The sequence below is a fragment of the Rhizobium sp. CF142 genome (genome assembly GCF_000281145.1).
GTDB lineage: Bacteria > Pseudomonadota > Alphaproteobacteria > Rhizobiales > Rhizobiaceae > Rhizobium.
This window is the reverse complement of the sequence record NZ_AJWE01000136.1, coordinates 23,869-39,291: the sequence shown is the minus strand read 5'-3', so window position 1 is coordinate 39,291 and position 15,423 is coordinate 23,869. Positions and strand designations below refer to the sequence as shown.

Genomic DNA, 15,423 nt, shown 5'->3' with positions numbered 1-15,423 from the left:
ACTTGAGCATCACCCGATTGGGTGATGATAGAAAACTCCGTGGCTTATCAAGGAATAAGGCCGCGTATCTGGAGCCATCTGGTCGGTTCCTGCCATGGGACGCCGATAGGTTTGGCATGGGAGGCGATACTGCGTATCGCCTCGTCGATGTTCGTCCATCCCTTGGGTGTCGAGTTTCGAACTCGCCCAAGCGACGGAAATAGACACAATCTATGCGGGATAAAGCGCGGCTTGTTAGCGCTGGTGGCGATATGTGCCGCAGGTCGTATCCATAATGTTGACCATTCAAAATTAAGTAAAAAACAAGTTTTCCTCTCAAGAATTAGGGTATTCGACGCATGAGAGGACGATATGAGCGAAGAACAGATTAAGCGGCCGATTTGGATCCGCATCACAGGCTACGGGTTCGCTGCCGTTTTGTTTGCGAGCGCAGCAATCGGTGGTCTTGCCTGGCATCGCCAGAGCGCGATGAGCGATCAATCGCTTCAGAAGGAGCTCTCGGCAGACCTGCACGTCATCCAGACCGATATGGATGCGCAGAAACGCGCTGCTGCCGGGCTTGCAGTAGCCCTTGCCGGTGAGCCTGAAACGGCTGATCTGATCGCCAAGAATGATCGGGCATCCATTCTTGCAAAATACACGGCCAGCCTGCCGGCGATCAAAGCGCAAGGCCTTCAGCTCATCACCTTCAGCAATGGCGATGGCCTCGCGGTCGCACGTATCCATACGCCTGACACCTTCGGCGATGACCTCAAGGGACGTCGCAAGATGATCGTTGCGGCGCTGACGCAGGGCAAACTGAATGCAGGCATCGAACCTGGGCGGACCGCCGTCAGCATGTTTGCCTCAGCCCCCGTTATCAAGGACGGCAAGACTGTCGGCGTCGTCGATGTCGGCACCTCGCTGACGAATGACTATTTTGCGCCGCTTGCAAAATCCGTCGATGCTGAAGTTGCGGTCCATATCCTGCAGGACGGGAAATTTGTGCCGCAGGCCTCGACCTTCGGGGACAAGACAATCCTCACCCAGGAGCAGTTGCAGGCGGGTTTCAACGGCGACCGCGTCCGTGTCCATGCCGTTCTCGGCAACAAGGACTATGAAGTTACCGCCATTCCCTTCGAAGATTTCTCCGGTCGCAAGATCGGTGTCTTCGAAATCGGCTCCGATGTGACGGAAATCGTCGAAGCATCGCAGCAGGCGCTCTGGATGGCTGGGATCGGCACAGTTGTCGTTTCGCTTATTTCGCTGCTCGGTTTCCTCGTCTTTGCGCGTTCGATTGCGTCGGTCATGAAGAAGACGACAGGCACAATGGCGCGTCTGGCCGCAGGTGATATCAATGTCGAGGTCGAAGGTCAGGGCCGGCCTGACGAAATCGGCGCTATGGTCCGTGCCGTTCAGGTCTTCAAGCAGAACGCGATCGAGCGGGTTCGCCTCGAACAGGAGGCGGAAGCCAATCGCAGCTTGAGCGAAAAAGAGCAGATCGAGCGCGAGAAGGAAAAGGCGAAGGACGCTGCCGATGTGCAGTTTGCCGTCGACAATCTCGCTGCCGGCCTGTCAAAGCTTGCCGAAGGGGATGTGTCCTACCGTATCGCGCAGCCCTTCGTGACAAGGCTCGATGGCGTCCGCAGCGATTTCAATGACTCCGCCGAAAAGCTGCAATCCGCGTTGAACCGGGTCTCGCAGAATGCCCGCGGCATCGATTCGGGAGCAAACGAGATCAAGTCGGCTGCCGACGATCTCGCCAAGCGTACCGAGCAGCAGGCGGCGGCTCTCGAAGAAACGGCTGCGGCTCTCGAAGAAATCACCACGACCGTCAAGGGTTCCAGCAAACGCGCCCAGGATGTAGGCCAGCTCGTGGCGCGTGCCAAAACCGGCGCCGAACATTCTGGCGAGGTGGTCCGCAAGGCCGTGCTCGCCATGGAGCAGATCTCCAAGTCTTCCGGTGAGATCGGCAATATCATCGGCGTGATCGACGACATCGCCTTCCAGACGAACCTGCTGGCGCTCAATGCCGGCGTTGAAGCAGCCCGCGCCGGCGAGGCCGGCAAGGGCTTTGCCGTCGTCGCGCAGGAGGTGCGTGAACTGGCCCAGCGCTCCGCAACGGCGGCCAGAGAGATCAAGGATCTGATCACGGCCTCGAATGCGCAGGTGCACGCAGGTGTGCAGCTGGTCGACGATACCGGCAAGGCGCTTCAGGCGATCGTTTCGGAGGTCCAGGAGATCAACCGTCATATTGCTGCGATCGTCGAAGCATCGCAGGAGCAGTCGTTGGGCCTCGACCAGATCAACACCGCCGTCAATCAGATGGACCAGGACACGCAGAAGAACGCTGCCATGGTCGAAGAGTCGACCGCTGCAAGCTACAATCTTGCGAAGGAGGTTGCATCGCTCAACCAGCTTCTGGCTCAGTTCAAACTGAACGAAGCAGGCTATGCTTCGCATTCGGCGCCTGTTCGTAGCGCCGGGCGAAACGATGCACCGGCGCCGTCCCCCGCCCGGGCGCTCGGCCGCAAGATTGCCTCCGCATTCTCAGGAAACGCCGCACTTGATACGAAGGGCGGCAACTGGGAAGAGTTCTGAGGTTCGATCCGTCAAAGCAAGACAAGGTGCGGCGATCATCGCCGCACCGTTTTTATTTGGTGGCGCAAAGCAGCCGCTAGCCGATCGACAGGCGCTTTTCGGTTTTGGCGTCGAAGAGATGCAGTTTGGTGAGATCCGGCATCATTCTGACGGTATCGCCGGCTTGCAGGGAAATCCGGTCTCGCACCGTCGCCACCAGGGGATCCGATCCTAGCTTCGCGTTAATCTGGGTCTCGGCGCCTGTCGGTTCGATGACCGTCACCTCGGCGCTCACGCCATCCTGGCTGACGATAAGATGCTCCGGACGGATGCCATAGACCACCTCCGCGCCGCGTGCTGCCGCAGCAGCCTCTGGCAGCGGCAGGTGCGCCCCTCCGTCGGCGATGAATTCAAGCGGTCCGGACGCGCTGATCTTGCCTTTTATGACATTCATGCCCGGCGAACCGATGAAGCCGGCGACAAAGAGATTGGCTGGCCGGTCGTAGAGATCAAGCGGTGAACCGATCTGCTCGACGTAACCATCGCGCATGACGACGATCCGGTCGGCCATGGTCATGGCTTCGATCTGATCATGCGTCACATAGATGGTCGTCGTTTTCAGTCGCTGATGCAGCTGCTTGATCTCCGAGCGCATCTGCACGCGAAGCTTGGCATCGAGATTGGAGAGAGGCTCGTCGAAAAGGAAGACTTGCGGCTGGCGCACGATCGCACGGCCCATGGCAACACGCTGACGCTGACCGCCGGAGAGATTTCTCGGATAGCGGTCGAGCAGATGTTCGAGGCCGAGAATCTGCGCCGCATCGCGGACGCGCGCCTTGATCTGCTCCTTCGGCGCTTTCGCCAGTCGCAGCGAAAATCCCATATTCGCTTCGACCGTCATATGCGGATATAGTGCATATGATTGAAAGACCATGGCAATGTCGCGCTCCTTTGGAGCGACAGTGTTGACGACCTTGCTGCCGATCGAGACGTTGCCACCGGAGATTTCCTCAAGCCCTGCGATCATGCGCAGCAAGGTCGACTTGCCGCAGCCGGAAGGGCCGACGAGGATGACGAATTCTCCGTCGCGGATATCGATGTCGACCCCGTGCAATACTTCGAAGTGACCATAGTTCTTGCGGACATTTGCCACGTTTACGGACGCCATAACTGTCTCCGGCTGAAAATCTGATTTCGGATCTGCGCTCGCTCGGGCAGAGCGATATGCAGCGCCTCGCTTATCGAGGCGCTGTCGCGGTGGCGTAGGGAACGAGCGCCGCATCAACAGCGGCAAGGCAGAGATCGCGGGCTTTCGGAGCGACACGCTTTTCGACCACATCAGGGTAGAGGCGGGCGAGATGCTGGCTGATCAGCGTTTCCGGAATCTCGTCGGGCAACCGGGCGAGCAGTTCGTCGACTGCTGCTGCCGCACGTGTGTCGGGCCAGTAGTACCGGATGCGGTCGCTATAGCTGAAATGCCGCTGCAACCGCTGCTCATCAGCCGTACCACCATAGTGGCCAGCCCAGTGGCTGGGCTCGGCGAGCATGATCTCTTCCATCGCCGCCGCCAGCCCGCTGCCTGGCCTACCATCGCCAAGAATACCGGCGATCGCATCGAGGCCGTAGAGCGCCTCCCGCAGTGCGAAGGTCAGGCCGGGGCCGACTTTCAGGATCGCAAACCCGCCGTCGACCAGAGCCGAGAGTGCGGCTGCCGGCTGATAGTCGGTGGAATGGGCTTCGAAAAGCAGTCCCTTCATCCCATCAAGCGCCGAGATGAGCTTTTGCGCGCGGTCGGGCTTGTAGAGCGCGACATTGGCGTTGCCGAACTCGACTCCCGGCTGGACGACAATGGCGATAACGCGCTCCAAAGCTGGAATGACGCCGGCTTCGGCAAATGCCCGACGGTGAACATCAAGCGTCCTCAGAACTGCTTCCCGCCGCGTAATCTCCAACTCGTCCAGTGCATGGGTTGCACCGCCGGGCGGCGGCACCTCGGTGCCAATGACATAGACCGGCAGACGTCGACCGCTGCGACGGGCAGCCTCTTCGGCAGCTTTCGCCAGACGTGCCGCTCTTGCGGCGGTCAGTTCGTCGGCAAGCGCCACGGGCTCGCCAGCGCAGCCCATCGACGTGTCGAGATGCAGTTTTTCGAAGCCGGCCTCGACGTAAGCCGTCACCATAGCCTCAGCACGCGCCATCGCATCCTCGGCAGGAAGCTTTCGCCATGGGTTCGGGCCGAGATGGTCGCCGCCGAGAATGATGCGGTTTGCCGGAAAGACGACCTCTGTCGCGATACGCTCGATGAAGGCCCGGAAGTCCACCGGCTTCATACCCGTATAACCGCCTTCCTGATTGACCTGGTTGCAGGTCGCTTCGATCAGGACGACATCACCCCGCCGGGCCGCATGTCGCAATGTCGCCTCGATGACCAGCGGATGAGCCGAGCATACCGATGTGATGCCGCGCGGCAGGGGCAGGCCTCTTTCGCCGAACAGTTTCGCCAGGGCGGTCTGGCGGTTTTGATCGATCACGGCGCTCATACGAGTGTGACGACCTTGGTGAGATGACGCGGCGAGACGGTATCAATCTGTCTTGCTTGCGCTGCGCGTTCGCCAAGGATCTGCAGCGCCGGCAGGACGACGAGACCGGCAAGCGACAGCTCGACATCAACAGGAAGCTCCAGATCGCCGGGGCCGCCGAACCCGATGACCACGGCGCCTTTCTCGCGCAACTCGCCGACGAGCTTGGCCTCGGCTTGTCTCTGGTCCGTGCTGTAGAGCATTATGGCAGCCGTCTTCTCGTCGACGAGGCTGATCGGCCCGTGGCGGTATTCGAGCGGATGGAAAGCCTGAGTCATTAGCTGGCTCATTTCCATCAACTTGAGCGCCCCTTCGAGCGCTATGCCGAAAAGGGGGCCGCCGCCGAGAAAAACGAAGTGAGAGCGATCCTCGATGATGTCGGGCAGGGCGGTGTCGAGCGTATTCGCGAGCTGACGTGCCGATGCGACGGCCGAGGCAGGCACGGTCTGACCGATCAGCTGCAGGCTGAGCAACACCATGAGGCTTGCCGAGACCGTCATGACGATGCCTTCCTCGGGATGGGTCGGAGAGCAGATCAGCTGGTCACAGTTCTTGGCGAGTGTGCTTTTGGGCTCGACGGTCACAGCGGTCACGAAGGCGCCGGCAGCGCGGCTTGCCTTTGCCGCGGCAACCGTTTCCGTCGTTTCGCCGCTACGCGAGAGCGCGACCACATGGGTCTTCTGCCATTCCGGCCAGAAGTAAGAAGGACGGTTCAGCCATTCCGCTCCCGGAACGGCGATCGCCTTGCGCTTGAGGCTGTTGGCATAAGCGGCCAGAGACAGAGCGAGGTTGAAGGAGGTGCCACAGCCGACGAAGACGAGGAGGTCGTCCGCCTTGTCGCTTGCCGTATTCGAGCCGATGGCTTTTTCCCAATAGGGAAACTGTTCGAAGATTACCTTTTCGGTCGTGTTCATGATGTCTCCGATTATTTGACCGAACCAGCCAGCAGACCGCTGACGAGGTACCGGTTGAGGAAGATGACGACCAGGGCAGGGATGACGATCGCAATCGATCCGCTTGCCGTGATCAGCCCGTAGTCGATGAAGTTCTTGGTGACGAATTCAGGAATGAGAACCGTCAGGGGTTTCGTCGCCTGCGGTGAGAAGATGAGGGGAACGAGGTACTGACCCCACGCCCCCAGGAAGGTGAGGATAGCGGCCGCCGTCAGGCCGGGTCCGGCGAGTGGCAGCACGATGTGGAAGAAGATGAAGAGGCGACCCGCGCCATCAAGCTGTGCCGCCTCTTCGAGCGCGATCGGAAGCTGCTCGAAGACGCTGCGCAACAGCCAGAGGGAGAGCGGCAGATAGGCCGAGACATAGATCAGCGAGACGCCGGTATAGGTATCGACCAGATGCATCCTGATCATGATCTGATAGAGCGGGATCAGTACCGCATAAGCAGGGATGGCCAACGTCGCGACGACAGCGCCAAACAGAAGCTGACGCCCGGGAAAGCGCATCCGGGTGAATGCATAGGCGCCAAGCGCCGAGATCGCGACGCAGAGAGCCGTGGCAGCTGCAGACGTGATCACGCTGTTGAGCAGCGCTGCACGGAACTGCTTCCACACCTCCACCCCGCCGATTCGCGCAATGTTGATGCCGAGCAGGCGCGAATAATGGTCGAGCGTGAAATGCTGCGGGAAGAAATGGATCGGCCGCGTGGAAAAGTCTTCCGTTGGTGTCACGGAACTTGCGATCGTCCAGTAGATCGGGCCAAGCGACCAGATCAGCAGCACCGCAAGACCGACCCAAATCATCAGGCGATAGAGAATGGTTGGTTTCATCAGTCGAACCGTGTGTTGCGATAGACGCGCAGGACGTAGACGAGCGAGACGAGCAGCGACACCAGCGTGATGACCACCGACAGAGCCATCCCGTAGGAGAAGCGAAGGTTCTGGAACGTCTCGAGATAGATCTGCACGAGGATCGGCCGCGTTTCGAGGCTTGATCCAGCCAGCACCCAGGCCTCGTCGAAAAGGTTGAAGGCATTGACCGTCGCGTTCGTCATGGCAACGGCGATTGCGCTGCGCACGAGCGGGAGCGTGACCAGGCTGAACATCTGCACGCGCGTCGCGCCGTCGATGCGGGCAGCCTCATAGAGATGTGCCGGGATGCTCTGCATGGCCGCAAGCACGATGACGATGGTCAGCGGCATCATGCGCCAGACATGCACGACGGTGACCGCGATGATCGCGCTCGTCCGGTCGTTGAACCAGACATGGTTTTCGAAAGGCAGGCCAAGTGCGACGAGGATGCCGTTTAACAGGCCGGCGCCGGGCTGATAGATCCATAGCCAGATGACGGAGTTGACGACGCCGGGGAGCGCCCAGGGCAGGATGACAGCCGCAAGCACCCACTGGCGCCCGACCTTCATCTGGTTGATGAGCGCTGCGGCAAGCACGCCGAAGATGGTTTCGGCAGCGACGGCGAGAACGACGTAGATGAGGGTATTCGTCCAGGTCGTCGCCAGCTGTCCGTCCGACAGCATGCGTGTGTAATTTTCCAGTCCGACAAAGGGCGTTCCGGCCTGCATCGGATTGACCCGGTGCAGCGAGTCCCAGACCGTCCGTCCCATCGGATAGAAGACCAGAGCTGCCATCGTCACCAGGATCGGCAGCACCAGCAGCAGTCCGAGCATGGTGTCGGCGTTGAGGCCGACACTACGCTTGGCTGCGACACCTTCAGCGGTGGCTGTTGTCATTGCGCCATCGCCTGCTTGGCTGCATCGGCGATGCTCTGCATGGCCTGATCGACGGTGACCTGGTCCTTTGCCGCGCTGTTGATCGCCGTGTTCACCGCGCTCGAAAACTGCGGATACCACGGCGGCGTTCCCTGCTGGAACAAAGGCTCGACGGTCTTGGACTGTGCGACAAGTGCGTCGCCGCTCGTCAGCTTGCCTTCCGTATTGAGTTCGGCGAGCGCCGAAGTCCGTGTCGGCAGGAAGCCGTTTGCCGCATTCTTCTTCTGGAACTCCTTGCTGGTGAACCATTTGACGAAGGCGACCGCCGCTTCCTTGTTCTGCGAGACATTTGGAATGGCGAGCGCTTCCGGAAGGCCGAAGCTGCGGGTCTGACCGCTTTCGGTCGGCACGAGGATCGCTTCCACCTGGCCGGCGACCTTGGACTGCTTCGGATCGTTCATCTGGCCCAGGCGACCTGGTTCACCCGAGATCATGATGCTGGTCAGCCCCTGGGCGAACATGCTCTCGTTGATCTGGCTGTCCTTGAGGCCTGTCGAGGCCGGATCGACCAGACCGTCCTTCAAGAGCTTCAGTTCGAAGGCGAGCGCCTTGTAGCCGGCTGAATCGGCGGTAAGGAAAAGCGGCTTGAAATCCTTGTCGAAGAGTTCGCCGCCGAACGCCTTGGTCAGCAGATACCAGCTGGTGGAGGCGCCTTCGGTCGCCGAGAGCGGCAGGCCGATCGGATAGGTGGAGATGCCCTTCTCCTTGATCTTCTTTGCTGCCTCGACTAGCGCGTCGAGCGTCTTCGGCATTTCGGTAATGCCGGCATCCGTGAAATGCTTCTTGTTGACGAGCATGACGCGGAAGTCGTTCGTGTAGGGTACGCCGAGCAACTGACCGTCGACGGTGAAGATCTTGGTGACGCCAATATCATCGACACTATCCTTGTCGATCACGTCGTTCAGCGGCATGTACCAGCCGGCGGCGCTGAACTGACCCGTCCATGACCAGTCGAATTCGGTGACATCGGCTGGTGCCGTGCCGGCGACGAGCGCCGTTACCAGCTTCGGCCGGATATCGTCCCAGGAGAGGGTCTGGAGATCGACATGAATGCCGGTCTCGGCTTCAAAATCGGCCGCAACCGTGGCGCCCTGCGGCGATGGCATCAGCACCGTGATAGACTGGCCGGCAAGCGGCTTGGCATCGTCCGCCAGGGCAGGCAGGGCGATCGCAAGGGCGGCGGAGGCAAGCAAAGGCAATATGAATTTACGCATGTTCCCATCCTTCGTTATCGTTGACAGTCATTGTCTTGATCGCGCGATCACGGTTTCGGCCGCGACCGCGATTTGCCCGAACCAGCGCTCGTCGAGCGGCCAGTCGAGAAGTTGGGCGGCGGCCAGAAGCGCGCCGCCAATGGGGGGAAGTACGGGTGAAACCGCCCGCCGGCCGATCCGCCGTTCGACGGCCTCGAGCAGCAGACGGCTGGAGAAGGTGCCGCCCGCATAGGTCCAGTCGGTGCCGGGTTCACAATGGCCTGATATCGCCCAATGGTGTTTGGCAAGCTCCTCGGCTGCCTTCTCGATCAGGTCGATTGCGGTTTCGTCACCCTGGCTCGCTGTTTGGTCGACAAGGACGGAGAGCGCTGCAATACCTGCGCGCGGACGCGTGAGCCCGCTGATCCAACCTTCGAGCGCGTTGATCGGATCGGTGATATCGAGATCGAGGTGGTCATAAATGGCCTTTGCCAGCACGGTCGGTTTGGCACGTCCATCAAGGCTCTGGCTGATGAGATGCAGGGTTTCGCGGCCGATCCAATAGCTGCTGCCCTCGTCGCCGATCACATCGCCCCAGCCGCCAGCGCGTGCGGAGGCACCCGCGACATTGCGCGCCCAGGCCATGGAGCCGGTACCCGACAGAACGAGGATGCCGGGGCGCCCGGCAAAGGCGCCGAGATGGGCGGCGTCGACGTCATTCAGCACGATCCCGCGGATATCCGGAAAGGCGTCATCAATGCATTGCTTCTGGAGCGCGGAGAGATGTGCTACTTCACCATAGGCAGGCAGGGCAGCGCCGACGGCGGCCAGTCCCGGCTCATTGCGGAACGGTTCGATATGCCGCTCCAGCTCCTGTCGCCAGTCCGGATTGTCCATCGGATTGACGCCGCCGCCGAGCGCAGTGCGGAGAATCTGGCCGTCTCTGTCGGCCAGTGTGACGAGCACCTTGCTGCCGCCGCCATCGATGCCGAGGATCAGCTCGTTGCTCATTCTTTTGCTCCGAGCTCTGCGTAGGTCGCTTCAATACCGAAGTTGGTGAGTTCGGCGCGCCATTGGGGTGTCAGGCCCTTGTCGGTGATGAGCTTTGCGGCGTTCAAGGGCGCGACCTTGTAGGTTGCCATCGTCCCGAATTTCGAGGAATCGGCGAGCACATAGCCGTTGGCAGAGCGGGTAAGCATGCGCCGGTTCAGGCTAGCTTCGGCACTGTCCACGCTGTAGATCGCGCCGTCTGGGCTGATGGCGCTTGCTCCGAGAAACAGCTGATCGAACCAGATCGTTTCCAGCATCGCCTCGGCTTGCGGGCCGACAAGCGAGGCGTTTTCGCTGCGCAGCTGGCCACCGAGAAGCACGACCTCGAGGTTCGGAATGTTGAGAAATTCCTGAGCGACGATCAGGCCGTTGGTGAAGATGCGCAGCGGCATCGGATTGATGCGGATTAGGCGCGCAAGCTGAAGAACCGTCGTGCCGGCGTCGAGGAAGATCGCCGTGCGGGGCAGCAGCAGCTCATAGGCCGCATTGGCGATTGCGCGCTTGGCCGAAAGCTGGCGCTTTTCCCGTTCCTGGAAAGCCATTTCAACCGAGGAACCTTCGGCGATGCGTGCGCCACCATGCACACGGTCGATCGCGCCATCCTGTTCGAGAATTTGCAGGTCGCGCCGCACGGTTGCCAAGGAGGCGCCGACAGCGTCGGCCAGGTCCTGAATGGTGGAAAAGCCATTCGCGTAGAGATGGCTGCGGATGGCATCGAGCCGATCAGTCTTCACGCCGCCAGTCTGGTTCACAGATTGTCCCCTGCTGCAATTGTGCTTCTTGCATCAAGGTTCCCACTCGATATGATCAATGTCAATCAAGATTATGATCGTTTATGATCATTTTCATGTTGGCCCATCAGGTGGTGCAGGATCAAAAAGAAAGGCACGCCGTCTCTGATGACGACGTGCCTCTTGGCTTTTGTTTGGTGAGCGAATAGCCCTGTGGCCGATCTCAGCTATATCTGGGCAGGAGGTCGCCGTGTGCCTCGATCAGGTCGTCGACCAGGCCCCAGATCTCGTCCGGCGACAGCTCTGCCGATGTATGCGGATCGAGCAAGGCTGCCTGATAGATGCGGTCGCGTTTTCCCGTCAATGCTGCTTCAACGGTCAGTTCCTGGACCGAGATACTGAGCTTCATCACAGCGGCGAGCTGCGAGGGGATCCTGCCGATGCGGGTTGGCTGGATGCCGTTCCTGTCCACATGGCAGGGCACTTCCACGATACATTCGGCCGGAAGGTTCTCGATCAGGCCGTTATTGGGAACATTGCCATAGATCAGCGCCGGATTGCCGGTGACGGCGGCGTGAATGATGCCCGCGGCATATTCATTGCTGCGGCAGACTTCGATCGGCTTGTCGCCTTCGAGATCCCGGCGCAACGCATGCCATTCTGAAATCTGCCGCTCGCAGCGGCTGATATACTCGTCAAGCGGGATGTTGAGCTTGTCGATGAGCTCCGGACGGCGGTCCTTGATGTACCAGGACGTATATTCGGAGAAATGCTCGCTGGATTCCGTCACGAAATGGCCGAGCCGCTTCAGCACATCGAAGCGCACCCGGTCGTCGGATGGCACACGTCCCTCGCCGGCGAGAGCCTTGAGGCGGGGATAGAGATCCTCGCGTCTGCCATCGGCATGCAGCTTCTCGTATTTCAGGAAGAAGGCGACGTGGTTGATGCCAGCCGAGATGTAGTTGATGTCGGCAATGTCCTCGTCGAGGCAGGAGGCGAGATGGGCGGCCGTATGCTGCACGCTATGGCAAAGGCCGACCGTGCGGATACTGGGCGCCACCTCCTTGATGGCCCAGCAATTGATCGCCATCGGGTTCACATATTGCATCAGCAGTGCATCCGGGCAGACCTCCTCCATATCGCGGCAGATCGCTTCCAGCACCGGAATGGTGCGAAGTCCGCGGAAGATCCCGCCGATGCCGAGCGTATCGGCAATGGTCTGCCGCAGGCCGTATCGCTTCGGTACGTCGAAATCCGTGACAGTCGCAGGCTTGTAGCCGCCGACCTGCATCATCAGGATGACGAAATCCGATCCGCGCAGCGCCTCGCGACGATCGAGGGTTGCCTCTACCCTTACCCTCTGCAGATTGAGCGCCTCGCAAATGCGCCGTGCTACGATCTCCGATGTCTTCAGCCGCTCGGGATCGATATCGAACAGGCTGACTACATAGTCGCTGCCCGAGGGCGTGGAGAGCACGTCCCCCAGAATGTTCTGTGCAAAAACGGTGCTGCCCGCACCCACGAGGCAAATCTTCGGCATTTCGGTCTCCCGCGAATTAAGATCGCCACAGTCGTGCCTCTTCCAAATCAGAATTTCTTCCTGCTATTGAAGGGATTATTCCTGGATTGAAGCGTTGGACGCATGAAAGACGATCATTTCAAAGAGGGCGGCGAGTGGGCGGGGTCGCCGCGGAGCTTCCTGATCGAGCGCCACACGGCAGATGCCATGAGCGCTGCGCATTGGCACGACCATGTCGAGATCAACCTGCTTCTCGATGGTGCCATGACCTATCTCTTCAATGGTCGGCAGGAACGGGTCGAGGCCGGGCGCCTTGTCCTCTTCTGGGCGGCCATTCCCCACCAGACAATCCTGGTGACGCCGGAGGTGCCGCTCATCTGCGTCTACCTTCCGCTCGTCGACTTTCTCGCGCTCTCCATCGACAAGAAGGCGAGACAGGCAATCATGCAGGGTGCCTTCGTGGTCGAGCCCCGCCGCCGCGAGACGACGCTGCTCACCGTCTCTGCCTGGGTCGAGGAATGGGGCACGGGCGACCCCGTCCGGCGCCAGCTGATCGCGGATGAGGCCAAGCTCAGGGTGCGCCGGCTCATCCTAGATCACGCCGATGATCGAGGCTCGTCCGTCGCAGCCGCTGCGACGCCGGTAAGCCCCGCCATCCGCCATTCCGAGGTGCTGACCGACCTGATCAACCGGCATTTTTCCGAACCGCTCGGCCTGGCGGATATTGGAAAGCGCGCCAACGTCCATCCAACCACCGCCAACCGGGCGTTTCGCGATGTGCTCGGCATTTCCGTAATGGAATATCTGACACGTTATCGTCTCGCGAGAGCAATGCAGCGGCTGGCCGAGACCGAGGACTCGATCCTGGAGATTGCCCTCGACTGCGGCTTCGGCTCCAGCAGCCGGTTTTACGACATCTTCAAGCAGCGAACCGGCACGACACCCCGGCAGTTCCGCTTGTCGCTCGGCAAGCCGTGACGTTTGCACAAGTCGGACAGGGGTTTGAAAGAAATGCAGGTTCAGGCGCGGTGCGGCTATCGAATCTTCTCGCCTGCGCGCTAGAGTTTGCAGACGATCCACCCGAACGGATTGAGGCCCATGACGACTGACAGCCAAAACCCCGCTGGCGCCCTGGCGTCCCTGGCAACGATCGAGGATTTCTGCCGAAAGGTCTTTATCGCGGCCGGTGCCGACCAACCGACTGCGGATGCAGCGACGCGGGGGATGCTGCATGGTACGCGCTATGGCATCGACAGCCACGGTGTGCGCTTGCTTCCTCATTATGTGAAAGGGTTGACCGAAGGACGCCTCAATCCGCGCCCGCATCTCGCGCTGGTAAACACTTTCGGCGCCGTCGCTTCGCTCGATGCGGATAATGGCCATGGTGCGCTTGCGACCTATACGGCGATGGAGCATGCGACGCGTCTTGCCGGGGAATTCGGAATCGGTGCGGTTGCGATCCGCAATTCCTCGCATTTCGGACCGGCAGGTGCCTATGCGTTCGATGCCGCCCAACGCGGCTTCATCGGCTTTGCTTTCTGCAATTCCGATAGCTTCGTGCGTCTGCACGACGGCGCCATGCGCTTTCATGGCACCAATCCGATCGCCTGCGCTGTGCCGGTCACGGGAGATAACCCGTGGCTCTTCGACATGGCGACGAGTGCCGTGCCCTATAACCGCGTGCTGCTCTATCGTAGCCTCGGCCGCCAACTGCCCGAAGGGGTTGCCTCCGATGAGCGGGGTTACGACACGAGCGATCCCGATGTGGCCGACATGCTGGCGCCGCTCGGCGGCGAATTCGGTTTCAAGGGTGCAGGGCTTGCCGGCATTCCCGAGATTCTGAGCGCCGCGCTCACAGGTATGAAGCTGAGTTTCGATATTGCTCCGATGCCCGGGCCGGATTTTTCGACACCACGCGGTCTCGGTGCTTTCGTCATGGCGCTGAACCCTGCAGCCTTTCTCGATATCGAAATCTTCGACGCTGCCATGAAACGCTACGTCGAAACCTTGAGGGCGTCTCCGCCACGCGAAGGCTTCAGGGTAATGGCGCCTGGCGACCGGGAATGGGCTGTCGCCGCCGAGCGGGAAAAACATGGCGTGACGCTGGATCCGGCGACGGTCGAGGCCTTGAGAACCCTTGCGTCCACTTATCAACTGGCCAGCCCGGTCTGAATGCATGCGTCGGATTGACGCACAACTTCTCCGATGATAGGTTCGGATTAATTGGTCAGGCCAGTTGACCAGTTGTGCGCTTGAGGAGAAGCGTGCCGGGGAGGCCATAATGTTTTCGGCAGTTGAATCACGCCGCCTCTACAGGCAGGTGGCGGACCAGATTCGTATGATGATTATCCGAGGCGAACTCGCCGTCGGCCAGAGGTTGCCTGCCGAGCGCGAGCTTGCGGAGCAGCTTTCGGTTTCGCGCCCCACGCTGCGCGAAGCGCTGATCGTGCTGGAGGTCGAGGGATACATCAATATCCGCATGGGCTCCGGCATCTATGTCACGCGCAAACATGTGGCCGAAGCGACCGGCAGCGAGCGCGAACCGGTCGAAGGTCCTTTCGAGCTGCTGCAGGCCCGCGCCATCATCGAATGCGCGATATCAGAGGAGGCCGCAAAAAGCGCCCGCCCTGAGGACATTGCCGTCCTCGATGAGGCGCTGAGAGCAATGAGCGGCGTGGTGGAGGATGCGCGCGCCGTGCTTGTTGCTGACCGCGCCTTTCATACCGGCATCGCCGCAATCGTTGGCAATGCGACCTTGATCCGCGTCACCGGCGAGATGTTCGACATGCGCATGACGCCGTATTTCGAAAAGCTCGCCAGCCATTTCGAAGGACCGGTGTCGTGGCGTACAGCGCTCGAAGAGCATCGGGCTATCCGTGACGCGATCGCTGCCGGCGATACGGCAGGGGCAAAGGCCGCCATGCGCACGCATCTGACGAATTCACAGAAGAGATTTTCCGAAAGCTTCGGGGAGGAGTTTTCGGGCGAGCAGGGGCGCGGCCACACGGCCGGGCCAAACAAGGGAAAAGCAGCCACTTAACGAGATCTCAGGA

At 60.5% G+C, this 15,423-nt stretch carries 13 protein-coding genes; 4 read left to right on the top strand and 9 right to left on the bottom strand.

The genetic code is table 11. The features are described from left to right. Positions 1-351 precede the first annotated feature (351 nt). Positions 352-2,580 carry a methyl-accepting chemotaxis protein gene (locus PMI11_RS34545; RefSeq protein ID WP_007826907.1) on the top strand — a complete coding sequence of 743 codons (2,229 nt, stop codon included), beginning with the start codon at positions 352-354 and terminating at the stop codon, positions 2,578-2,580. A gap of 76 nt (positions 2,581-2,656) precedes the next feature. Here the strand turns inward: PMI11_RS34545 and ugpC are convergent, their stop codons facing one another. From ugpC to PMI11_RS34500, 9 genes are all read right to left on the bottom strand, one after another. After that, entirely contained in the window at positions 2,657-3,727 is a 1,071-nt protein-coding gene (gene ugpC / locus PMI11_RS34540; RefSeq protein WP_007826906.1) for an ABC transporter ATP-binding protein, read from the bottom strand. A 70-nt stretch (positions 3,728-3,797) separates the two neighbouring features. Further along, a complete protein-coding gene (locus PMI11_RS34535) occupies positions 3,798-5,099 on the bottom strand; it encodes a D-tagatose-bisphosphate aldolase, class II, non-catalytic subunit (protein ID WP_007826904.1) in 1,302 nt (433 codons plus the stop codon). After that, positions 5,096-6,052, bottom strand: a complete 957-nt coding sequence (locus tag PMI11_RS34530) for an SIS domain-containing protein (protein ID WP_007826903.1) — start codon at positions 6,050-6,052, stop codon at positions 5,096-5,098. Before PMI11_RS34530 ends, PMI11_RS34535 begins: the two co-directional genes overlap by 4 nt. Before the next feature lie 11 nt (positions 6,053-6,063). Beyond that, the gene (locus tag PMI11_RS34525) at positions 6,064-6,921 is read right to left on the bottom strand and encodes a carbohydrate ABC transporter permease (protein WP_007826902.1); all 858 of its coding nucleotides are present in this window, start codon (positions 6,919-6,921) and stop codon (positions 6,064-6,066) included. Further along, the gene (locus tag PMI11_RS34520) at positions 6,921-7,838 is read right to left on the bottom strand and encodes a carbohydrate ABC transporter permease (RefSeq protein ID WP_007826901.1); all 918 of its coding nucleotides are present in this window, start codon (positions 7,836-7,838) and stop codon (positions 6,921-6,923) included. The genes PMI11_RS34525 and PMI11_RS34520 overlap by 1 nt, the downstream gene beginning before the upstream one ends. Beyond that, positions 7,835-9,091 carry an ABC transporter substrate-binding protein gene (locus tag PMI11_RS34515; RefSeq protein WP_007826900.1) on the bottom strand — a complete coding sequence of 419 codons (1,257 nt, stop codon included), beginning with the start codon at positions 9,089-9,091 and terminating at the stop codon, positions 7,835-7,837. Before PMI11_RS34515 ends, PMI11_RS34520 begins: the two co-directional genes overlap by 4 nt. A gap of 27 nt (positions 9,092-9,118) precedes the next feature. Continuing rightward, positions 9,119-10,081 (bottom strand): N-acetylglucosamine kinase, encoded by a 963-nt coding sequence (locus tag PMI11_RS34510; protein WP_007826899.1) that lies wholly within the window; start codon positions 10,079-10,081, stop codon positions 9,119-9,121. Beyond that, the gene (locus PMI11_RS34505) at positions 10,078-10,872 is read right to left on the bottom strand and encodes a DeoR/GlpR family DNA-binding transcription regulator (protein WP_007826898.1); all 795 of its coding nucleotides are present in this window, start codon (positions 10,870-10,872) and stop codon (positions 10,078-10,080) included. Before PMI11_RS34505 ends, PMI11_RS34510 begins: the two co-directional genes overlap by 4 nt. Positions 10,873-11,074: 202 nt before the next feature. Beyond that, positions 11,075-12,391 (bottom strand): alpha-glucosidase/alpha-galactosidase, encoded by a 1,317-nt coding sequence (locus PMI11_RS34500; RefSeq protein WP_007826897.1) that lies wholly within the window; start codon positions 12,389-12,391, stop codon positions 11,075-11,077. A 102-nt stretch (positions 12,392-12,493) separates the two neighbouring features. Between PMI11_RS34500 and PMI11_RS34495 the strand changes: the two genes are divergently transcribed. The 3 genes from PMI11_RS34495 (at position 12,494) to PMI11_RS34485 (ending at position 15,410) form a co-directional block, all read left to right on the top strand. Continuing rightward, positions 12,494-13,348, top strand: coding sequence for a helix-turn-helix domain-containing protein (locus PMI11_RS34495; protein ID WP_007826896.1), 855 nt, complete (start codon positions 12,494-12,496; stop codon positions 13,346-13,348). A gap of 120 nt (positions 13,349-13,468) precedes the next feature. Then, positions 13,469-14,542, top strand: a complete 1,074-nt coding sequence (locus PMI11_RS34490) for an Ldh family oxidoreductase (RefSeq protein ID WP_007826895.1) — start codon at positions 13,469-13,471, stop codon at positions 14,540-14,542. A 109-nt stretch (positions 14,543-14,651) separates the two neighbouring features. After that, positions 14,652-15,410, top strand: coding sequence for a FadR/GntR family transcriptional regulator (locus PMI11_RS34485; protein WP_007826893.1), 759 nt, complete (start codon positions 14,652-14,654; stop codon positions 15,408-15,410). The last annotated feature ends 13 nt before the right edge of the window (positions 15,411-15,423 follow it).